The sequence below is a fragment of the Amycolatopsis cihanbeyliensis genome (assembly GCF_006715045.1).
Taxonomy (GTDB): Bacteria; Actinomycetota; Actinomycetes; order Mycobacteriales; family Pseudonocardiaceae; genus Amycolatopsis; species Amycolatopsis cihanbeyliensis.
The window spans coordinates 2135498-2154599 of record NZ_VFML01000001.1; the positions used below are offsets into that span (position 1 = coordinate 2135498).

The window sequence follows — 19102 nt, forward strand, 5'->3', positions numbered from 1 at the left end:
ACGGGGGGTCTGGCTCCTACCGCGGATCAGGGAATGAAGTAGATCACCGCGAACAGCCCGATCCAGACGATGTCGACGAAGTGCCAGTAGTAGGAGACCACGATGGCCGAGGTCGCCTGCGCCGGCGTGAACTTGCTCATCCGAGTGCGCATGAGCAGGTAGACGAAGGCCACGAGCCCGCCGACCACGTGCAGCCCGTGGAAGCCCGTGGCGAGGTAGAACACGGTGCCGAAAGCGCCGGACGGGATCGTCACGCCCTCGGCGACGAGGTTGATGTACTCGTAGCCCTGGCCGAGGACGAAAATCGTGCCCATCACCAGGGTGATCAGGTACCAGCGGCGCAGCCCGTACACGTCACCCTTCTCGGCGGCGAACACGCCGAGCTGGCAGGTGAAGGACGAGGCCACCAGGATGATCGTGAACGGGATCGCGTACGGGATGTTCAGGTGGATCGGCTCACCGGTGGACTCCAGGATCGGTGGCCAGTGGCCGGTGTCGTTCTGGGCCTTGACCGTGAAGAACATCGCGAACAGCCCAGCGAAGAACATCAGTTCGCTGGACAGCCACACGATCGTGCCGACACTGACCATGTTCGGCCGGTTCAGCGAGTGCACACGCTGGCTGATGGTGGGAGCTGCCGTCGTCACGTCCCGCATTATGTCTTCTCACAACCAGCCTTCGCCGGTCGGGTCCTACGGTGAGTCGTGGAGGAGTCGGTCACACCACTGCCCCGGACCGATAGCATCTCCTCCAACGCCCACCACACGAGCCCGGAGGCACGTCGTTATGGCCGAGCAGCCGCTGCGAATCCTGGTCTTCAGCCACCGGCCGGAAGTACGCGAGTCGATCATCAACGCGATCGGGCGCAGGCCCGCGTCCGATATCGGGCGGGTCGACTACGTGGAGGCCGCCGGAGTGGCCGAGGTGCTGGTCGAGATGGACGAAGGTGGCCTGGACCTGGCGATTCTCGATGGTGAGGCGCAGCCGACCGGCGGCATCGGCCTCACCCGCCAGCTCAAGCACGAGATCGCCGAATGCCCCCCGATCGTGGTCACCGCGCGGCGCAAGGACGACCGCTGGCTGGCCACCTGGTCCAAGGCCGACGCCGTGCTGGTGCACCCGCTGGACCCGCTGACCGCCGCCGAGACCGTCGCCGACGTGCTGCGCGCGCGGCGCGTCCCCGCCGTGCACGGCTGAGGACCGACGCAGCCATGGGAGCCACGGGAGCCACGGACGCCACGACGCACACCTGGCCGGACCTGCTCACCCGGCTGATCGGCGCCACTGACCTCTCGGCGGCGGACACCCGGTGGGCGATGGACCAGATCATGTCCGGGGAGGCCACCCCCGCGCAGATCGCCGGCTTCGCCGTGGCACTGCGGGCCAAGGGTGAGACCCCGGCCGAGATCGCCGGGATGGCCGAGACCATGCTCGCGTACGCCAGGCCCCTCGAGGTGGCCGGCCGGGCGGTGGACATCGTCGGTACCGGCGGCGACCGGTCCGGCTCGGTGAACATCTCGACCATGGCGGCGCTGGTCACGGCCGCCGCGGGCGCGCCGGTGGTCAAGCACGGCAACCGGTCCGCCTCGTCCCGATCCGGCGCCGCCGACGTGCTGGAGGCGCTCGGGGTCGCCTTCGACCTGCACCCGGAGGGCGTCGCCCGGTGCGTGGCCGAGCTCGGCATCGGGTTCTGCTTCGCGCCGACCTTCCATCCGGCGTTCCGGCACACCGGCACACCCCGGCGGGAACTGGGCGTGCCGACCACGTTCAACCTGCTCGGGCCGCTGACCAACCCGGCACGGCCGAGCGCGGGCATGATCGGCTGCGCCTACCAGGACAAGACCAGGATGCTGGCCGAGGTCTTCGCCCGCCGCGACGCCTCGGTGCTGGTGGTGCGGGGTGACGATGGCCTCGACGAGATCACCACCACGACCACCACCTCGGTGTGGGTGGTCAGCGATGGCGAGGTGCGCGCCGAGACGGTCGATCCAGCCGAGCTGGATATCCCGCCGGTGACCGCCGAGGATCTGCGTGGCGGGGACGCGGAGGCCAACGCCGAGGTCATCCGGGAGCTCGTGGCAGGTAAGCCGGGGCCCGTGCGGGACGCCGTGCTGGTCAACGCGGCGGGCGGGCTGGCGGCGCATGCGGGGTTCTCCGGCTCGTTGCACGCGGACCTGGCGGGCGGGCTGCGCAGGGCCGCGGAGGCGATCGACTCCGGGGCCGCCGCGAGCCTGCTCACACGGTGGTCCGAGCTGTCCAACGAGTTGGCTCGGCAGGCCGGCTGAGCGGAACGGGCTGCTGCGCCCGCTCGGGAACGGTTTCCATGTCCTCGGCCGGCTTGCGCAGTACCCTGCCGACCACCAGGGTGCTGATCACGATCCCGCCGAGCACCAGTGCCGTGGTGAGCAGGCCCTGGTCGAGAAGCTGGCCGGCCTGGCCGAGTCCGGCGCCGACCGCGGTCCACAGTGCCGCCCACACCGCCGAGGACAGGGCGGCGAACCAGGCGAACCGGCGCAGCGGCATCCGCAGCACCCCGGCCAACGCGGGCGCCAGGGTGTGTGCCACCGCCACGAACCGCGCCGTGACCAGCAGCCAACCGCCGGAACTGCGCACGAGCTGCTCGGCCTGCTCCCACCGGCGCGGGTCGGTCTTCCTGCCGATCCAGCCGCGCTGCAGCGCCGGCCCGACCCTGCGCCCGATCAGGTAGCCGACCAGTTGACCCGCGAAGCATCCCGCGGCGGCGACCAGGCCGGCCAGCGGGGACCAGGTCACATGCAGCACTCCGATGCATCCGGCCAGCAGAACCTCACCGGGAAGAAACACCCCGACCAGCAGACTGGTCTCCAGGAAGGCCAGCACGAAGACCGTCGCCAGCACGGCCAGCGGCGGCAGCGCGCCCAGGTCGGGCATCAGGTCCTCGAACACGGCCTTCTCCATTCAACTCGCGGCGCAGTAGCGGGGCTGCTTTTCTACCCCTCCGACTGTGCCCCCGCGACGAGCTGTGCGGATCAGGGAACACCCCCAGAATAACCCTGGGGCTATCCCCCGCACCCCCTTTTCCGGTCCAACGCGGTGCCCGCTTCGATCATTCCCCGGCGCGCCGGCCTCGGAGAACGCCCGGCGGTACGCGCTGGGGCCGGTGCCCCGCAAGCGGGTGAACTGGTGCCGTAGCGCCGCCGCGGAGGCGCACCCGCACGCCACGGCGATGTCCTCGACGGAAAGCGTGCCCGCCTCCAGCAGGGCCCGCGCCCGGTCCAGCCTGCTTTCGATCCACTCGAGGAGCTCGGCGATCATCGCGTCGTCCGGCGCGGAACACTCCGGTACCGGGGCCTCGACGAACTGCGCCTGCCCGCGCACCAGGTGCGGGCACAGGTCCACGACGGCGACCGTCCCGGCGCTGGTCTCCTTACCTGTGCCCCGTGGTCGCGGTGGTGGTGGACATACTGGCGTACGGGCAGCGGCTCACCCTGGCCGAGGCGGTCGGCATGTTCGCGGTCCTGGCGGCCGCGGTGTTACCCAAGCGCGAGGCCTTCGGCAGGGGGCCGCGCCACGCGGCACCGCGCGCGGCCACCCGCCGACACGGCCCCGCGTCCGCTCACTCGGCGCTCGGGCCGGTGTGGTACTCGAACACCAGGCCGCCGATGGCGATCAGGAGCGCGACGATCGCCATGATCAGCAGCCAGATGTGGAAGAAGGCGAGCGCGACGCCGCCGAGCGCGGCGGCCGCGGCCAGCGCGATCGGCCAGTAGCTCCCGGGGCTGAAGAAGCCGAGCTCACCGGCGCCGTCGCTGATCTCGGCTTCCTCGTTGTCCTCCGGCCGGGTCTCGATGCGGCGGGCGACAAACCGGAAGTAGCTGCCTGCCAGCAGCGCCAGCCCGCCGGTGAGGATCAGCGCGACCGTCCCGACCGGTTCCACGCCGTCCTCGGTCATGTATGCGGTCAGGAAGGCGTAGATGACCGCGACGAGAAAGGCAAAGACCGTGACGATTTCGAAGACCCGGGCTTCGACCTTCATGGACGTGTCCTTACTACTCTGGCTGATCCGTGCTTCTCGGTGGGGCCCCGCCGCCGCGTCAGCCGGACGCGGTCCGCGCGGTGCGGTCGGTGTCGAACGGCTGGGTGGTGGTCGCCAGCGGGGCGCACACCTCGCCGCAGCCCTCCGCCTGCATCGCGGACAGCGCCTCGGCCGCGGTCGCCGGCCGCCCGGTGCTGGGGTTGATCTGACCGCGCAGTTGGAGGTAGCGGTCGAACTTGTCCGGGGACAGCGCCCGCACCTCGAAGTTCATCACCGAGTGGTAGGTGCCGCAGAGCTCGGCACAGCGGCCGACGAAGGCACCCTCCCTGTCGATGGTGTTCTGGAAGGAGTTGTCCTGGTTGTTCCGGTCCGGGTGCGGCATCACATCGCGCTTGAAGTTGAACTCCGGCACCCAGAACGAGTGGATCACGTCGGTGGAGACCAGGTCGTACTGGATGACCTGGCTGGTGGGCAGCACCAGCAGCGGGATCTCGGTGGAGCTGCCGACCGTGCTGATCGGCTCCCCTTCGCCGTCGTCCGTGCCCGGGTAGCGGAACTCCCAGTTCCACTGGAAGGCGACCACGTCCACCGTGACGTCCGGGTCGTCCTTCTTGTCCAGCACGCTGTTCTCGGTGGTGGCGGTGAAGAAGAACAGCACGCAGACCATGATCACCGGAACGACCACGCAGAACAGCTCCAGCGGCATGTTGTACTGGAACTGTCGCGGCAGGCCTTCGTCGGTCTTCTTCTTCCGGTGGAAGGCGATGGTCCAGAAGATCAGGCCCCAGACGATCGCGCCCACGACGAGCGCGGCGACGACCGACCAGGTCCAGAGCTGACGCATCTCCTCGGCTTGCGGGGTGGCAGCCTCGGGCCAGCCGAACCGCAGGATCTCGTCGCCGGAACAACCGGTCACCGTGACGGCGACCAGCCCGGCAAGCGCGGCAACCTTCCCGGCCCTAGCCGGTCGCGTCGCCCTGGCGTGCTCCGCAACGCGCATCGCGCCGTGCCGTTTCACCCAGCCTCCTTGCCCGATCGTCCTGACAGGCGGAGCCTAGCCGAATTGCCGCGCCGCGCAGGACAAGGGGGCCTCCGAGGGTTGTGCACGCGAGGTGAGCCAGGTGCCGCGGCCGAGCCCATGACCACGCACGACAGTCATTCACCTGAGGCACCGTGACGAGCGCTACCCGGCGCGGCGGCGTGTCCGCGGACCGGCATACTTGGCCACTCGGAGTTCCGGTGACGACCTGAGGGTGTGTGACGAGGCGTGTGCGGCCTGCTTGGACTGGTCTGTGCCAGCGAAGACGACGCGGTGAAGGCCCGCGACGCGGTCGGCAGGGCGTTGCACTGCCAGCGCCACCGTGGCCCGGACGAGACCGACACCTGGGCCGACGCCGAGGTGGTCTACGGCTTCAACCGGCTCGCGTTCATCGACGTCGAGCACTCGCACCAGCCGCTGACCTGGGGGCCACCGGACTCGCCCGGCCGGTACACGATCAACTTCAATGGTGAGATCTACAACTTCCGGCAGCTGCGGGCGGAACTGGCCGCCGAGTACGGCACCGAGTTCGCCACCGAGGGGGACGCGGAGACCATCGTTGCGGCCTACCACCACCTCGGCCGCGCCGCGGTGGGCAGGCTGCGCGGGATGTTCGCGTTCCTGATCTGGGACGCGCGGGACAAGCTGGTCTTCGGCGCCCGCGACCCGTTCGGCATCAAGCCGCTGTTCTACTCCCATGGTCCCGGCGGGGTCGCCTTCTCCAGCGAGAAGAAGAGCCTGCTGGAGCTGTCCGAGGTGCTCGGCGTCCCGCGGGAGCTGGACCGGACCGCGCTGCAGCACTACCTGGCCCTGCAGTACGTGCCGGAGCCGGAGTCGCTGCACAGCGGGATCCGGCGGATCCAGTCCGGCACCTCGTTCACCGTCTCCCCCGGCGGCGAGCCCGCCACCGAGCGGTACTTCGTCCCGGAGTTCGACACCAGGCCGGTCGCCGGCGCCGGGGAGGCCGGCGAGCTGCACCGGCGGATCGCGGACGTGATGCGGGACTCGGTGTCCAAGCACATGATCGCCGACCCGGACGTGACCGTGGGTGCCTTCCTCTCCGGTGGCATCGACTCCACCGCCATCGCCGCGCTGGCCAAGGAGCACAACCCGAACCTGATCACCTTCACCACCGGGTTCGAGCGCGAGGGCTACTCCGAGGTGGACGTGGCCGCGGAGTCGGCGGCCGCGATCGGCGTCAAGCACGTGGTGCGCACCGTGTCCGCCGAGGAGATGATGGAGAGCCTGCCGCTGATCGTCTGGTACCTGGACGACCCGGTGGCCGACCCGGCGCTGGTCCCGCTGTGGTTCATCGCCCGCGAGGCGCGCAAGCACGTGAAGGCGGTGCTGTCCGGGGAGGGCTCGGACGAGCTGTTCGGCGGGTACACGATCTACCGTGAGCCACTGTCGCTGGCACCGTTCGAGAAGATCCCGGGCGGGGTACGCAGGCTGCTCGGCAAGGTGTCCACGAAGATCCCGGAGGGCACCCGGGGCAAGGACCTACTGCGCCGCGGTTCGCTGCCGCTGGAGGAACGCTACTACGGCAACGCCCGGATCTTCCGGGACGACCAGCTACGCGGTGTGCTGCGCACGTTCACCGAGGGCGTCGGGCACCAGGACGTCACCGGGCCCTGGTACCGGGCCTCGGCCGGCTGGGATCCGGTGTCCCGGATGCAGCACGTGGACCTGTTCACCTGGCTGCGCGGCGACATCCTGGTCAAGGCGGACAAGATGACCATGGCCAACTCGCTGGAGCTGCGGGTCCCGTTCCTCGACCCGGAGGTCTTCCGGGTGGCCTCGAGCATCCCGCTGGACCAGAAGATCACCAGGGAGACCACGAAGTACGCCCTGCGGCGCGCGCTGGACGGCATCGTGCCCGCGCATGTGCTGAACCGCCGCAAGCTCGGCTTCCCGGTGCCGATCCGGCTGTGGCTGCGGGACGAGATGTACGACTGGGCCCGCGGCATCATCGCCGACTCCCGGACCGAGGAGTTGCTGGACAAGCAGGCCGTGCTGCGGCTGCTGGAGGAGCACAGGGCGGGCACCCTCGACCACAGCAGGCGGCTGTGGGCGTTGCTGGTGTTCATGTTGTGGCACGGCATCTTCGTGGAGCACCGGATCAAGCCGGAGATCCCGGAGCCGCAGTACCCCGTGCACGTCTGAGCGCCCGGCACGGGCACCCGGACGCCGCCGGCACGGCCGGGCCGGTCGTCCACGCGGCCCAGGAGTCCTTGGTCGGCGGTTGGCAGCAGGCCATGTGTGCGGGCCGCACCGTCATGGCGGTCCTGTTCGTCCACGTCCTCGTACGGGGCCCCCGGCGCACCGAAAACTACTCGCCGGTAGACCATGACGCAGCACACATCGGTAAAGTATAACTTGTTCTCACTATAGAAGAGTGAGGAACGCCACATGGATGCCAATCCCCTGCAAGGAAACGGATCCAACACCGTCTCCCGACGTGCCTTCATTGCTGGAACTAGTTCTATATTGGCGGCGGCGACCCTGGCAGGACGCCCGGCGTACGCGCGACCCGTCGCCGCGACCGCCCCGATCACGGCCGGTGCGCACGTTCCGGCCCTGGTGATCGGCACGGGATACGGCGGCTCGGTCGCCGCCCTCCGACTCGCCAGGGCGGGCGTCGACGTGCACATGATCGAGATGGGCATGGCCTGGGACAGCGCGGGGCCGGACGGCAAGGTCTTCGCCAACACGACCGCGCCGGACTACCGGTCCTTCTGGCTGCGTACCAGGACCAAGCAACCGATCAGCAACTTCCTCGGCTTCCCGCTGGACAAGGATGTGCCTCGCTACACCGGAATCCTGGACGCCGAGGACTTCGGCGGCATCCTGATCTACCAGGGTCGCGGCGTCGGCGGCGGTTCGCTGGTCAACGGCGGCATGGCGGTCACGCCCAGGCGGGAGAACTTCGGCGAGATCCTGCCCTCGGTGGACGCAGGCGAGATGTACGAGGTCTACTACCCCCGCGCCAACGCCGGGCTCGGGGTCAGTCACGTCGATCCGGAATGGTGGGAGGCCACCGACTGCTACCAGTACGCCAGGGTCGGCCGGAAGCACGCCCAGCGCTCCGGGTTCCCGTTCGTCTTCGTGCCCAACGTGTACGACTGGGACTACATGGAGCGGGAAGCCGCCGGCACCGTCCCCGAGTCGGCCCTGGCCGGCGAGGTGCTCTACGGAAACAACCACGGCAAGAAGTCGCTGCAGCAGACCTACCTGGCCGAGGCGAGCGCGACCGGCAGGGTGGCCATCTCCCCGCTGCACCGGGTCACCTCGGTCGCCCCGAGGGACGCGGGTGGCTACACGGTCGGCATGGAACAGCTCGACACCACCGGCGGCACGATCGGCAGCAAGACCGTGACCGCGGACCGGGTGTTCTTCGCGGCCGGCAGCGCGGGCACCAGCACGCTGCTCACCCGGCTGAAGGCCACCGGAATGCTGCCTCGGCTGAGCAGCGAGATCGGCAAGGGCTGGGGCGACAACGGCAACGTCATGTGCGGCCGGGCCAATCACCTGTGGGACCCGACCGGCAAGCTCCAGTCGGCCATGCCCACGGCCGGCATCGACAACTGGGCGGACGGCGGGGCGTTCGCCGAGGTCGCGCCGCTGCCCACCGGCATCGAAACCTACGCCTCGTTCTACCTCTCGATCACCAGGAACCCGCATCGCGCCGAGTTCACCTGGAACGCCGGGGCCGGCCGGGTGGACCTCGACTGGCGGACCGCATGGAAACAGCCTTCCATCGACGCGGCCAAGACGATCTTCGACCGGATCAACGCGAAAGAGGGGACGATCTACCGGACCGACCTCTTCGGCTCCTACAAGATCTGGGGTGATCACCTCACGTATCACCCGCTCGGTGGCGCGGTGCTGAACAAGGCCACCGACAACCACGGCCGGCTGCACGGCTACCCCGGGCTGTACGTCGTGGACGGCTCGCTGATCCCCGGCAACGCCAGCGTGAACCCGTTCGTCACCATCACCGCGCTCGCCGAGCGGAACGTCGAGCGGATCATCGCCGCCGACCTGTGACCCCGCCGGGTCAGGGTCCGGGCAGCACGCACATGGTGTCGATGCCCAGCACGTGGTTGAGCCGCCCGAAGGCCAGCCAGGAGCCGATGCTCATGCTCAGCTCCACGATCTCGGCCTGGCTGTAGTGCGCGGTCATCCGGGACCAGAACTCCTCGTCCAGGCCATGGTGATCCAGGGCGTACCGCTCGGCGTACTCGGCGGCCAGCCGGGTGCGGTCGTCGAAGGCGTCGGTGGTGCGCCACTGGGTCACCGCATCGGCGAACTCCTCCTCGACCTTCTCCCCGGCCCGCTCGGTGCGCCAGTCCAGGCAGAAGACGCAGCCGTTGAGCTGCGCGACCCGCAGCCGCGCCGCCTCGAACTCGCGCAGCCCGAGGGTGGTGTGCGCGTACACGGCGAGGGAGAAGTTCGAGGCCGCTGCCCCGATCTCCGGGACCAGCTCACCCCACACGTAGGTGATCGCGTCCTTGCCCTCCGGGATGTCGATGTTCATCGCGGGGTCCTTCCGAGCTTGCCGACTGCGGGACGGAGTGGGATGTCGAGTGCGTCATACAGGCCGGGCTCGGCTTGGGCCAGCCAGTCGATGGCACCGACCAGCCTGCCGATCGCGGTGGCGTTGCCTCCCGCCGCGGCGTTGCCGTCCTCATCGGTGGCCTCGACGGTGACCTCGATACGCGGCCGGCCCTCGATGATCACCCGGTGTGCCCCGGCCCGGTTGGGCGGCATGGGCCAGTCCGGCGCGCAGGACGGGTGGATGCGGGTGACGTGCTCGACCACGACGCGCGGCTCGCCGCCGACGATCCCCTGCACCTCGAACCGCACCGCACCCTGGGTACCCGCCTCGAACTCGCCCATCGCCGCCGTGCGCACGGGGTGCTCGAGCGGGCGCCGGTCCAGGGTCTCCCGGATCTCCGCCAGCTCCACCTCCAGCGCCCTGGCGATCAGCCGCAGTTGCCCGCCCCACACCATGCTCGGCACGCCCGGCGCGAGCATCGGTGGTTGGTAGTCCATCGGCTGGCCCATGCCGACCAGGTAGCGGACCGAGTCGGACTGGTCGTAACTCGAGTAGTCGAAGATCTCCTGGCAGCGAACCACCTCTACGGTGGTGCCGAGCCCGCTGACCAGCGAGGGCAGTACGTCATTGGCCCAGCCGGGATCGACCCCGGAGACGAACAGCGAACCGCCACCCTGCTGGACCGCGGCAAGAACCGGTTCTCGTAGCTCCGCCGGGGCCGTGCGCTGATCGTAGAGCGCGTACAACGCGGGGGTGACGACAACGGCGCCGGCCCGAACCGCCCCGCAGATGTCCTCCAGCGCGGCGTCCGGCCGGATGTCACCGGTCGCGGCGTACACCACGGCCCGCGGACCGGTGGCCAGCACCGCGCCGATATCGTCGGTGGCCAGGACCCCAAGCTGGCGGTCGAGCCCGCCGAGTTCACCGGCGTCCCTGCCGATCTTGCCCCGGTCGTGGACCAGCACGGCGGCCAGCCGCAGCGCCGGATGGGCATCCACGGCACGGATGGCCGCGCGACCGCAGTTCCCGGTACCCCACACGACCGTGGAAATCATGTTTGGCAGGCTAGCGAACACGCAGGCTATTTACTAGAACTTGTTCTCGAAATCCCCTGACGGCACCAGCACGTCAAGATTCGTCGCGAGAGGTGTGTCGAACCGGCGCGCCGCCGTTCGACGCGTAGCTGCCGGCCGGTCCTCGCGCCCGGACAGATCGGGCCCCGGCCGAACTCAAGGAGCGACAATGCGATTTCTGATGATGCACCGGCTCGACGAGCGTGCCCCGGAGGCATGGAACCCCAGCCAGGAGTTCATGGAGAAGATGGGCGAGTGCATTCAGGACTGGACCGACCGGGGCATCCTGATCACGGCCGAGGGCGTTCACCCCTCCGCGAAGGGGGCGCGGGTGCGCAAGGCCCGCGGTGGGGGGACTACCGCCACCGACGGGCCGTTCACCGAGGCCAAGGAGGTCATCGGGGGTTTCGCGCTGATCAACGCCACGGACCGGGCGGAGGCCGTCAGGTACGCCCAGGAGTACGCCGCGCTGTTCGACGAGGTCGAGGTCGAGGTGCGACCGGTCGTCGAGTAGGACCTGCCCTCGGCCGGGCCCACCGGGAGGTCACCCTTCCGGGTAGGAAGCCACCTTGCCAGGACACTACCGACCGGTAGGCGTTCCCCACCGGTTCCTGGCTGCTTACCGTGAGTGGGGTGAGCACCGTCACCGAACCCGAGACCCTCGGCGAGTTGATCGCCGACTGTGCTGATATCCCGGCGGACCTGTGTCGCGAGCAGCGGGCTATGCCGCGGCCGCGGACGGCCAACCCCTGGCGGGTGGATGAGGCATGCCACGCGCAGGTCGCCGACCTGGACGCCTACATCTAGCGCAGCGCGGCGCCGGGTTCGGCTACGCGCACGACAAAGGGCGCTGGTTCACCGTGGGGTAACCAGCGCCCTTTCGTCTGTGTCCGATGACTCAGTGGAAGACTCAGTGGAAGGAGTCGCCGCAGGCGCAGGAGCCGCCCGCGTTCGGGTTGTCGATGATGAAGCCCTGCTTCTCGATCGAGTCCACGAAGTCGATCTCGGCGCCCTGCACGTAGGGGGCACTCATCCGGTCCACGGCCACCTGCAGGCCGTTGAAGTCGCGGAACAGGTCACCATCCAGGCTGCGCTCGTCGAAGAAGAGCTGGTAACGCAGGCCCGCGCAACCCCCGGGCTGCACGGCGATCCGCAGGTGCATGTCGTCGCGGCCCTCCTGCTCCAGCAGGGCCTTCGCCTTGACGGCCGCGGCGTCGGTCAACCTCACGCCGTGGGTAGCCTCGCCGGTCTGCTCAGCAGTAGTCATGGATCTCCCTCGGGTGTTGCTGGATCGGGTCCCGGTGCTTCACACGTACCAACACCCCGGTTGCCCGTTCTGTTCCGCACCGTAGCGCCGACATCCATGGTCGCACATCTTCCGACCGGCTGAACATCACCGGCACCGCCTGCAATATCCTGACCGGGTGAGGTTCCTGCGCCGTAACACCACTACAGCGGCCGACGAGGCCGAAGACACCGCCGACGAGAGCGGTGAATCTCACGTGCCCAGGGCGTACACGCCGAGCAAGGGGCGCGCCACACCCAAGCGTAGGGAGGCCGAGGGCAAGCGCAGGGGGCCGGTGGCTCCGCCGCCGCGCACCACCCGCGAGGCGATGAAACGCAGCCGGGAGCAGCGCAAGAAGAACCCGGTCAGCAAGGAAGAGCGCAGGGCGGCCGCCAAGGAGCGCAGGGAGCGGATGAACGCCGGTGACGACCGGTACCTGCTGCCCCGCGACCGCGGCCCGGTCAAGGCCTACGTGCGCGACCTGGTCGACTCGCGGCGGCACGTGCTCGGCCTGTTCATGCCGCTGGCGATCGGGGTGTTCATCGCGCTGCTGATCCCGTACCCGGTGGTGCAGCAGTACGCGACCCTGCTGTGCACGGTGATGCTGCTGGGCATGGTGGTGGAAGGCTTCCTGAACGGCCGGCGGGTGGCCAGGCAGGTCAGGGCGAAGTTCCCCCAGGAGACCGTCAAGGGGGCCTCGATCGGCTGGTACGCCTTCATCCGCGCCAGCCAGATCCGCAAGCTACGCGTGCCGAAGCCCCGGGTCCGCCCCGGCGACGCGATCGAATGACCGCTGGAGCCACCCCAGGTCGTTAGCCATGCGAACGAATGCGGCTAGGCTGGAGGCATGGAGTTTCGGCGCCTCGGCCGTAGTGGTCTCTCCGTCAGCGAGATCTCCTACGGCAACTGGCTTACCCACGGATCACAGATCGAGGAGGAGCAGGCACAGGCCTGCATCAATGCGGCGCTGGACGCCGGCATCACGACCTTCGACACCGCCGACGTCTACGCCAACACCGCAGCCGAGTCGGTGCTCGGCCGTGGCCTGTCGGGGCAACGCAGGGAGAGCCTGGAGATCTGCACCAAGGTGCTCGGGCCGACCGGGCCCGGCGGCCCGAACGACAAGGGGCTGGGCCGCAAGCACATCATGGAGGCGGCCCACGGTTCGCTGAAGCGGCTGCGGACCGACTACATCGACCTCTACCAGGCACACCGCTTCGACCGGACGGTACCGCTGGAGGAGACCTTCCTCGCCTTCGCCGATCTGGTGCGCCAGGGCAAGGTGCTCTACATCGGCTCCTCCGAGTGGACCGCCGAGGAGATCACCCGCGGTGCCGCCATCGCCCGCGAACTGAAGGTTCCGTTCATCTCCAACCAGCCGCAGTACAACGCCCTCTGGCGGGTCATCGAGCAGCAGGTCGTCCCGGCCTCGGAGCGGGAGGGGATCGGCCAGATCGTCTGGTCCCCGGTCGCGCAGGGCGTGCTGACCGGCAAGTACCGGCCGGGGCAGGCCGTTCCGGAGGGGTCCCGGGCCACCGACGAGAAGGGCGGCGGCGCCCACGCCGTCAAGCGATTCCTGGACGAGGACGTGCTGGAGCGCGTGCAACGGCTGCGGCCGCTGGCCGAGCAGGCGGGTCTCTCCCTGTCCCAGCTCGCGGTGGCCTGGGTGTTGCAGAACCCGAACGTGTCCTCGGCGATCATCGGGGCCTCCCGCCCCGAACAGGTGCACGAGAACGTCAAGGCGGCGGGCGTCACACTCGAGCGCGAGCTGCTCCTCGAGGTCGACACGGTGCTGGAGGGTGTCATCGAGCGGGGTCCGTAGCTGGCCCGGAGCCCCTGAGCACCTGCTCGGCGACCCTCAGGTCGTGCGGGTAGGTGACTTTGAGGTTCTCCCGCTCCCCGCGGACCCAGTGCACCGGCACGTCGGAGTACCGCTCCATGCAGGAGGCGGTATCGGTACCGCTGAACCCCTCGCTCGCCGCTCGCTCGTAGGCGGCGAGCAGGGGCTCGGCACGGAACGCCTGCGGGGTCTGGGCCCGGACGGCTCCCCGCGGCCCCGGCCCGGTGACCAGCGTGCCGTCCGCGTTCACCGCGACCACGTCCTCGGTCGGCAGGCCGGGGATCGCCCCGCCGTGCTCGCGGGCCGTGCGCAGCACCTCCGTGATCAGGTCCGGGCTGACCAGCGGGCGGGCACCGTCGTGCAGCAGCACGGTGTCGATCCGGCCCGCCGCGATCCGGCCCGCGAGGTGGCGCAGGGCACGCAGCTCGGACTCCTGCCTGCTCGCCCCGCCGTCGATCACCTCGACCTCGGCGTCCACCTCGTCGGCCAGCACGCCCGCGATCAGCTCGGCGTCCCGCGGGCGGCCGACCAGCAGCAGCACGCCGATGTGGGGCACCTGGCGGAAGGCCGCCAGCGACCAGGACACCACGCACCGGCCCGCGACCCGCAGGTAGACCTTGTTCAGGTCCGCGCCGACCCGGGTGCCCGCGCCGCTGGCCAGCACGACGGCCGCCGCGGTCGGGGTCGGTTCTGCGGAAGTCATGGCCGACGCATCATACGAGCCCGCCACGCCGCCCGATAGCGTTGTCCCGTGGACCCTGAGAACACCGCCGAGAGCATCGAGTTCCCCGCCATCGACCTGCCGGACGAGGTCGCCCGCGCCGAGGCACAGCGACGGCACGGCACGTTGATCAAGCCGGCGCGCTCCCTCGGCAGGCTGGAGGAGCTGGGCGCCTGGCTGGCCGCCTGCCAGGGTCAGTCCCCGCCCCGCCCGGTCACCCACCCGCGGGTGGTGGTCTTCGCCGGGGATCACGGCATCGCGACCAAGGGCGTCTCGGCGTACCCCACGGAGGTCACCGCACAACTGGTGACCGCCGTGGGCAACGGGGACGCGGCGATCAACGCGCTCGCCGCCACCGCGGGCGCGGGGGTCCGCGTGCTGGACCTGGCGGTGGATGCCGAGCAGCCGGACCCGGCGGTGGCCGAGTTCAAGATCCGCCGTGGCTCCGGGTCGATCGACACCGAGGACGCGCTGACCGAGGCCGAGGTCCAGGCCGCTCTGCGGGCCGGGATCACGATCGCCGACACCGAGGTGGACGCCGGGGCCGACCTGCTCATCCCGGCTGACCTCGGGATCGGCAACAGCACCCCCTCCGCGGTGCTGATCGCGGCGCTCACCGGCGCCGAGCCGGTGGCCGTGATCGGCAGGGGCTCGGGAATCGACGACACCACCTGGATGCGCAAGGCGGCCGCCGTGCGGGACGCGCTGCGCAGGGCCCGCGCGGTGTACGCCGAGCCGGTGGCGTTGCTACGCACGGCCGGTAGCGCGGATCTGGCCGCGATGGCCGGGTTCCTCGCCCAGGCCGCGGTGCGCCGCACGCCGGTGCTGCTGGACGGGCTCGCGGTCGGTGCGGCCGCGCTGCTGGCCGAGGAACTGGCACCCGGCGCCCGGTCATGGTGGGAGGCGGCGCACCGGTCCACCGAGCCCGCGCACGCCATGGTGCTGGATCACCTCGACCTGGAACCGATCGTGGACCTGGGGATCGGACTGGGCGAGGGTGCCGGCGCGGTGACCGCGCTGCCGCTGCTGGCCATGTCGGCCAGGCTGCTGACCGAGGTGGCCACGCATGCCGACTCCGGTGTGGCCGGCCCGCTCGGCGGCTGAACGGGCCGGCACCGGCTCAGTCCACAGTCCTTGCCGCGCACACCAGGTGGCGTTCTTCCGGAATTCGTCGCTGCCATCGCTGGGCTGCAAACGAACCTGGTGGTTGACCTGACCCAGACAGAATCCCGGCCGCTCGGTCGATTCCAGGGAATGGCATTCCGTATCGGCCAGCCCGGGCACGATCTTCCAGCGCATCTCGCCGTCGGACCCGCAAATCACCCGGAGAGGGTCCAGAACAAAATTCTGTCCGACCGATTCCGCTGATCCGGGGAACCGTCCAGCGGATCCCCGGATCAGCATTTGGCCTAATACTTTTGACAATCCCGCTCGGGGCGATCACACAACCTTGTGCATCCAGCCGTGCGGGTCGGGGCGGGTGCCCTCCTGGATCCCGGTGAGCTCCTCGCGCAGCCGCATGGTCACCTCGCCGGGCTCGCCGCCGGCCACGGTGAACTCACCACGCTCGTGCTTCACGCTGCCGACCGGAGTGATCACCGCGGCGGTACCGCAGGCGAACACCTCGGTCAGCTCGCCGGAGATGGCGGCCCGCTCCCACTCCTCGGTGGAGATCCGGCGCTCCTCCACCCCGTAGCCGAAGTCGGCGGCCAACGTCAGCAGCGAGTCCCTGGTGATGCCGGGCAGCAGGGAGCCGGTCAGCTCCGGGGTGACAAGGCGGGCGTCGCGGCCCGAGCCGAAGACGAAGAACAGGTTCATCCCGCCCATCTCCTCGACCCAGCGGTGCTCCGCGGCGTCCAGCCAGACCACCTGGTCACAGCCCTGCTCCACCGCCTGCTTCTGCGCGACGAACGAGGCCGCGTAGTTGCCAGCGCACTTGGCGAACCCGGTGCCGCCCGGTGCGGCACGGGTGTACTCGGTGGAAAGCCACACGCTCACCGGCTGGACCCCGCCGGTGAAGTAGGAGCCCGCGGGCGAGCCGATCAGCGAGTACAGGTAGGAACCGGCCGGCCGGTTCACCCCGAGCCCGGCCTCCGTGGAGATCATGAACGGGCGCAGGTACAGCGTGGACCCCTGCTTTGTGGGAACCCAGCGTTCGTCCACGGTGAGCAGCTCGCGGATGGAGCCGAGGAACAGGTCGTCCGGCAGTTCCGGCATCGCCAGCCGCCTGGCCGAGGTGCGGAAACGGGCCGCGTTCGCGCCGGCACGGAAGGTCGCGATCGAGCCGTCCGGCTGGCGGTAGGCCTTCAGCCCCTCGAAGATCGCCTGCCCGTAGTGCAGCACCGAGGTGGCCGGCTCGAGAGAGAATGCTTCGTACGGGCGCAGTGCGGCGTCGTGCCAGCCCTGTGTGGCGGTCCAGCGCGCGGTGACCATGTTGTCGGTGAAGTGCGTCCCGAAGCCAGGGTTCGCCAGTACCTCCGCCACGCGCTCCGGGGTAGCCGGGTTCGTGTTGGTGATACGGGCGAAAGGCATCGTGGTCGTCATGGTCAGATGGTAGCTGTTACAACGCCGGTAGATGCCAATCCGACCAAAAGTAGCGTATCCGCGCAGGTCAACTGGGGTCGCCTGGCTACTCTTTGTCTCCTTGGTAGTAGGACGTCAGAACATTCGGCGTCGGACGACGGGCGCCTTTAGGATGGAGACGTGACCTACCAGCACTCACCGCCTGCCCGGTCCGGCAACCGTGTGTCCGCGGGCGCGGCCTCCGACCTCAAGACCTTCCTCGCCGCCACGCTGCTGACCTTCTCGGCAGGCCTGGTGGTGCTGATCGGCTACGGGATGGCAGGCGGGTTCGGCGCCTTCCTCGGCATCATCGGCGCCGCGTTCGGCGTCGTCTGGTGGCACAGCCTGCACGGCAAGGTCTTCCCCAGGGACCTGCCGAACTCCTCGCTCCTCGGAGTCACCGCGGCCGCCGTGGTACTCGGGCTGATCGTGCTGGCCCTTTCCTGACCCGGCGCCCGCACCTCTCCTAGTCCGGCGCCCGCACCTCGGCCGGGAGCTCGGGGGCGGCCCAGCCGGGCTCCGGCCGGAACTCGGTCCAGGTGCCGTCGAAGGGGAACGTCCCGGCCTCGGCGAGCCCGGCCAGCCGCTCCCCCTCGGCGCGCAACGCGGCCAGCTGCGCGGCCGTGAGCCTGCCCGCGTCCACCGCCGCCTCCGCCTCGTCCTCGTCCTTCCACCGCCAGGACCCGTCCGGATCGACGGCGAGGTCCAGCACCCCGTCCATCCGGTCCGGCCCGCCCTGCCCGCGCCCGAGCGGGATCTCCAGGTTCCCGTACCAGCCGAGGAACTCACCCCCGGCACCGAAGAACCACCACACAGAGGACCAGCGGTCCTCGCTGATCAGGCGCAGGGTCGAGGTGCCCCGCCAGGTGTCCCGGCACCGCTCGCGCGGGAGCAGGAACCGCTCCGCCAGCGGCACGTCCCGCCGGTGCCGGCCGCCGATCAGCCTGGTGCCCACGATCTCGGTTCCCGCGGGTAGCCAGCCGAGCAGCGACCTTCCGTCGTCGGCGAGCACCCGCAGCGGGTGGTGCTGGCCGGTGCTGCCGTCCGGGCGCAGGAACCGCACCACGGCGGTCTCCCCCACCCGCCATCGCGGGTCCGAGCGGTTCTCGGACGCCCTCTCATTCACCAGGGGAACGGTACCGCCCCGAGGCCACGGTCACGGCCGCGGCGACCAGGGTGGCCACCGCGGCGACCAGCAGCACCGCCGTCGGGCCGAGGGCACCGGCCAGGACCGCGGCCGGCACGAGCGCGAGGACACGGGCCCGGTGGCCGCCCGTCGCGGGCTCGAGGTGCCGGCACGCTCCGGACACGGCCAGCAGTGCCGCCGGCACGGTCGCCAGCAGCACCACGGCGCCCAGCACCGGGAGCATGGCCCGCGCGTCGGCCGCGGCGAGCACGTCTCGCAGCGAAGTCGGGGACAGCCCCAACCGCACCGGTCCGAGCTGGTACAGCGCGGCCCCGGCCACCGCGAGCGCGGCCACCGTGCCGATCGCCACCCGCTTCGCCCCGGCGAACAGCGGGTAGGCCAGCACCACCGCCGCCGGGAGCCCGGCCACGCCCGGCGGCACCGACGGCGGCCGGGGCGCCGGGTCGAGCGCGAGACACAGCGCGACGAACGCGACGGCGGCGACCAGCAGCAAGCCGGTGATCACCCGCCGGTAGTAGCCGTCGACGCGCAGGCCCGCGAACTCGGCGGCGGCCACCACCGCGAGGAACCCGATCGCCGCGGGCGCGGCCACCTCCGGCAGCAGGTAGGCCGCGAACACCGAGGCGTACAGGGCGAGGCAGCTCAGCTCCGCCACCGCGCCGGTGGCGGAGCGCAGCGTGGCCCGCCGGCCGGATACCGGTGCGGCGCCGGCCGGGGACACGGCCAGCGCGAGCAGACCGGCGAGCAGGATGCCCGCCGGCAGCCACCACCCCGCGGTGCCGGCGCCCGCGGCGAGCACCACCAGCAGTCCCGCGCCGAGTCGCACCCGACCACCTACCTCGTCCCGATCCACCGATCGTCA

At 70.3% G+C, this 19102-nt stretch carries 22 protein-coding genes and 1 pseudogene; 10 read left to right on the forward strand and 13 right to left on the reverse strand.

The genetic code is table 11. The annotated features are described in order from the left end of the window. Positions 1 to 26: 26 nt before the first annotated feature. Complete coding sequence (ctaE, locus tag FB471_RS09270; RefSeq protein WP_141996910.1) at positions 27 to 656, reverse strand: aa3-type cytochrome oxidase subunit III; 630 nt, start codon at positions 654 to 656, stop codon at positions 27 to 29. Between the two features lie 130 nt (positions 657 to 786). Between ctaE and FB471_RS09275 the strand changes: the two genes are divergently transcribed. Next, a complete protein-coding gene (locus tag FB471_RS09275) occupies positions 787 to 1197 on the forward strand; it encodes a response regulator (protein WP_141996912.1) in 411 nt (136 codons plus the stop codon). A gap of 14 nt (positions 1198 to 1211) precedes the next feature. After that, complete coding sequence (gene trpD, locus FB471_RS09280) at positions 1212 to 2285, forward strand: anthranilate phosphoribosyltransferase (protein ID WP_141996914.1); 1074 nt, start codon at positions 1212 to 1214, stop codon at positions 2283 to 2285. Here trpD and FB471_RS09285 read toward each other — a convergent pair. From FB471_RS09285 to ctaC, 4 genes are all read right to left on the reverse strand, one after another. Then, the gene (locus FB471_RS09285; RefSeq protein ID WP_170220761.1) at positions 2236 to 2925 is read right to left on the reverse strand and encodes a DedA family protein; all 690 of its coding nucleotides are present in this window, start codon (positions 2923 to 2925) and stop codon (positions 2236 to 2238) included. The two genes, trpD and FB471_RS09285, sit on opposite strands and share 50 nt — an antisense overlap. A 12-nt stretch (positions 2926 to 2937) precedes the next feature. Continuing rightward, positions 2938 to 3378, reverse strand: a complete 441-nt coding sequence (locus tag FB471_RS35885) for a helix-turn-helix domain-containing protein (protein ID WP_141996918.1) — start codon at positions 3376 to 3378, stop codon at positions 2938 to 2940. 217 nt (positions 3379 to 3595) lie between these two features. Then, a complete protein-coding gene (locus FB471_RS09300; protein WP_141996920.1) occupies positions 3596 to 4015 on the reverse strand; it encodes a cytochrome c oxidase subunit 4 in 420 nt (139 codons plus the stop codon). Positions 4016 to 4073: 58 nt separating this feature from the next. Next, positions 4074 to 5015 (reverse strand): aa3-type cytochrome oxidase subunit II, encoded by a 942-nt coding sequence (gene ctaC / locus FB471_RS09305; RefSeq protein ID WP_142001698.1) that lies wholly within the window; start codon positions 5013 to 5015, stop codon positions 4074 to 4076. A 267-nt stretch (positions 5016 to 5282) separates the two neighbouring features. Between ctaC and asnB the strand changes: the two genes are divergently transcribed. Both asnB and FB471_RS09320 read left to right on the forward strand, forming a co-directional pair. Continuing rightward, the gene (gene asnB / locus FB471_RS09310) at positions 5283 to 7217 is read left to right on the forward strand and encodes an asparagine synthase (glutamine-hydrolyzing) (RefSeq protein WP_141996922.1); all 1935 of its coding nucleotides are present in this window, start codon (positions 5283 to 5285) and stop codon (positions 7215 to 7217) included. A gap of 324 nt (positions 7218 to 7541) precedes the next feature. Next, complete coding sequence (locus FB471_RS09320) at positions 7542 to 9101, forward strand: GMC oxidoreductase (protein ID WP_246076315.1); 1560 nt, start codon at positions 7542 to 7544, stop codon at positions 9099 to 9101. A gap of 10 nt (positions 9102 to 9111) precedes the next feature. Here FB471_RS09320 and FB471_RS09325 read toward each other — a convergent pair whose 3' ends face one another. Together FB471_RS09325 and FB471_RS09330 are read right to left on the reverse strand one after the other, a co-directional pair. Then, complete coding sequence (locus FB471_RS09325) at positions 9112 to 9591, reverse strand: carboxymuconolactone decarboxylase family protein (protein WP_141996926.1); 480 nt, start codon at positions 9589 to 9591, stop codon at positions 9112 to 9114. Further along, positions 9588 to 10667: an NAD(P)H-dependent amine dehydrogenase family protein gene (locus FB471_RS09330; RefSeq protein WP_141996928.1), complete on the reverse strand. Its 1080-nt coding sequence runs from the start codon at positions 10665 to 10667 to the stop codon at positions 9588 to 9590. Before FB471_RS09330 ends, FB471_RS09325 begins: the two co-directional genes overlap by 4 nt. Before the next feature lie 187 nt (positions 10668 to 10854). Here FB471_RS09330 and FB471_RS09335 point away from each other — a divergent pair, with 187 nt between their 5' ends. Both FB471_RS09335 and FB471_RS34040 read left to right on the forward strand, forming a co-directional pair. Next, positions 10855 to 11199, forward strand: coding sequence for a YciI family protein (locus FB471_RS09335; RefSeq protein WP_141996930.1), 345 nt, complete (start codon positions 10855 to 10857; stop codon positions 11197 to 11199). A 119-nt stretch (positions 11200 to 11318) separates the two neighbouring features. Continuing rightward, positions 11319 to 11492 carry a hypothetical protein gene (locus tag FB471_RS34040; protein ID WP_170220762.1) on the forward strand — a complete coding sequence of 58 codons (174 nt, stop codon included), beginning with the start codon at positions 11319 to 11321 and terminating at the stop codon, positions 11490 to 11492. A 103-nt stretch (positions 11493 to 11595) separates the two neighbouring features. Here FB471_RS34040 and FB471_RS09340 read toward each other — a convergent pair whose 3' ends face one another. Beyond that, a complete protein-coding gene (locus FB471_RS09340; protein WP_141996932.1) occupies positions 11596 to 11952 on the reverse strand; it encodes a HesB/IscA family protein in 357 nt (118 codons plus the stop codon). A gap of 157 nt (positions 11953 to 12109) precedes the next feature. On the opposite strand from FB471_RS09340, the gene FB471_RS09345 reads away from it, so the two are divergent. Beyond that, entirely contained in the window at positions 12110 to 12760 is a 651-nt protein-coding gene (locus FB471_RS09345) for a DUF3043 domain-containing protein (RefSeq protein ID WP_141996934.1), read from the forward strand. A gap of 57 nt (positions 12761 to 12817) precedes the next feature. After that, a complete protein-coding gene (locus tag FB471_RS09350) occupies positions 12818 to 13792 on the forward strand; it encodes an aldo/keto reductase family protein (protein WP_141996936.1) in 975 nt (324 codons plus the stop codon). Here FB471_RS09350 and FB471_RS09355 read toward each other — a convergent pair. Continuing rightward, the gene (locus FB471_RS09355) at positions 13773 to 14513 is read right to left on the reverse strand and encodes an IspD/TarI family cytidylyltransferase (RefSeq protein WP_141996938.1); all 741 of its coding nucleotides are present in this window, start codon (positions 14511 to 14513) and stop codon (positions 13773 to 13775) included. The two genes, FB471_RS09350 and FB471_RS09355, sit on opposite strands and share 20 nt — an antisense overlap. A gap of 48 nt (positions 14514 to 14561) precedes the next feature. On the opposite strand from FB471_RS09355, the gene cobT reads away from it, so the two are divergent. Next, positions 14562 to 15635, forward strand: coding sequence for a nicotinate-nucleotide--dimethylbenzimidazole phosphoribosyltransferase (cobT, locus tag FB471_RS09360; RefSeq protein WP_141996940.1), 1074 nt, complete (start codon positions 14562 to 14564; stop codon positions 15633 to 15635). 30 nt (positions 15636 to 15665) lie between these two features. On the opposite strand, the pseudogene FB471_RS35890 reads toward cobT, so the two are convergent. Both FB471_RS35890 and FB471_RS09370 read right to left on the reverse strand, forming a co-directional pair. Continuing rightward, positions 15666 to 15935 (reverse strand): annotated as a pseudogene (locus FB471_RS35890) (AbfB domain-containing protein); the annotation flags it as partial. Positions 15936 to 15971: 36 nt separating this feature from the next. Further along, a complete protein-coding gene (locus FB471_RS09370; RefSeq protein WP_141996945.1) occupies positions 15972 to 17075 on the reverse strand; it encodes a branched-chain amino acid aminotransferase in 1104 nt (367 codons plus the stop codon). A 159-nt stretch (positions 17076 to 17234) separates the two neighbouring features. Here FB471_RS09370 and FB471_RS09375 point away from each other — a divergent pair, with 159 nt between their 5' ends. Continuing rightward, positions 17235 to 17540: a hypothetical protein gene (locus tag FB471_RS09375; RefSeq protein WP_141996947.1), complete on the forward strand. Its 306-nt coding sequence runs from the start codon at positions 17235 to 17237 to the stop codon at positions 17538 to 17540. Positions 17541 to 17559: 19 nt separating this feature from the next. On the opposite strand, the gene FB471_RS09380 is transcribed toward FB471_RS09375, so the two are convergent. After that, on the reverse strand, positions 17560 to 18219 hold the full coding sequence (locus FB471_RS09380; RefSeq protein ID WP_281287385.1) for a DUF402 domain-containing protein: 660 nt from the start codon (positions 18217 to 18219) through the stop codon (positions 17560 to 17562). Continuing rightward, complete coding sequence (locus FB471_RS09385; RefSeq protein ID WP_141996949.1) at positions 18212 to 19066, reverse strand: hypothetical protein; 855 nt, start codon at positions 19064 to 19066, stop codon at positions 18212 to 18214. Before FB471_RS09385 ends, FB471_RS09380 begins: the two co-directional genes overlap by 8 nt. Positions 19067 to 19102 lie beyond the last annotated feature (36 nt).

Bases quoted from the DNA above. Each gene is read 5' to 3' on its own strand.
- ctaE (WP_141996910.1), bottom strand. From the start codon at position 656: ATGCGGGACGTGACGACGGCAGCTCCCACCATCAGCCAGCGTGTGCAC.
- FB471_RS09275 (WP_141996912.1), top strand. From the start codon at position 787: ATGGCCGAGCAGCCGCTGCGAATCCTGGTCTTCAGCCACCGGCCGGAA.
- trpD (WP_141996914.1), top strand. From the start codon at position 1,212: ATGGGAGCCACGGGAGCCACGGACGCCACGACGCACACCTGGCCGGAC.
- FB471_RS09300 (WP_141996920.1), bottom strand. From the start codon at position 4,015: ATGAAGGTCGAAGCCCGGGTCTTCGAAATCGTCACGGTCTTTGCCTTT.
- ctaC (WP_142001698.1), bottom strand. From the start codon at position 5,015: ATGCGCGTTGCGGAGCACGCCAGGGCGACGCGACCGGCTAGGGCCGGG.
- FB471_RS09325 (WP_141996926.1), bottom strand. From the start codon at position 9,591: ATGAACATCGACATCCCGGAGGGCAAGGACGCGATCACCTACGTGTGG.
- FB471_RS09330 (WP_141996928.1), bottom strand. From the start codon at position 10,667: ATGATTTCCACGGTCGTGTGGGGTACCGGGAACTGCGGTCGCGCGGCC.
- FB471_RS09335 (WP_141996930.1), top strand. From the start codon at position 10,855: ATGCGATTTCTGATGATGCACCGGCTCGACGAGCGTGCCCCGGAGGCA.
- FB471_RS09340 (WP_141996932.1), bottom strand. From the start codon at position 11,952: ATGACTACTGCTGAGCAGACCGGCGAGGCTACCCACGGCGTGAGGTTG.
- FB471_RS09350 (WP_141996936.1), top strand. From the start codon at position 12,818: ATGGAGTTTCGGCGCCTCGGCCGTAGTGGTCTCTCCGTCAGCGAGATC.
- FB471_RS09355 (WP_141996938.1), bottom strand. From the start codon at position 14,513: ATGACTTCCGCAGAACCGACCCCGACCGCGGCGGCCGTCGTGCTGGCC.
- FB471_RS09370 (WP_141996945.1), bottom strand. From the start codon at position 17,075: ATGACGACCACGATGCCTTTCGCCCGTATCACCAACACGAACCCGGCT.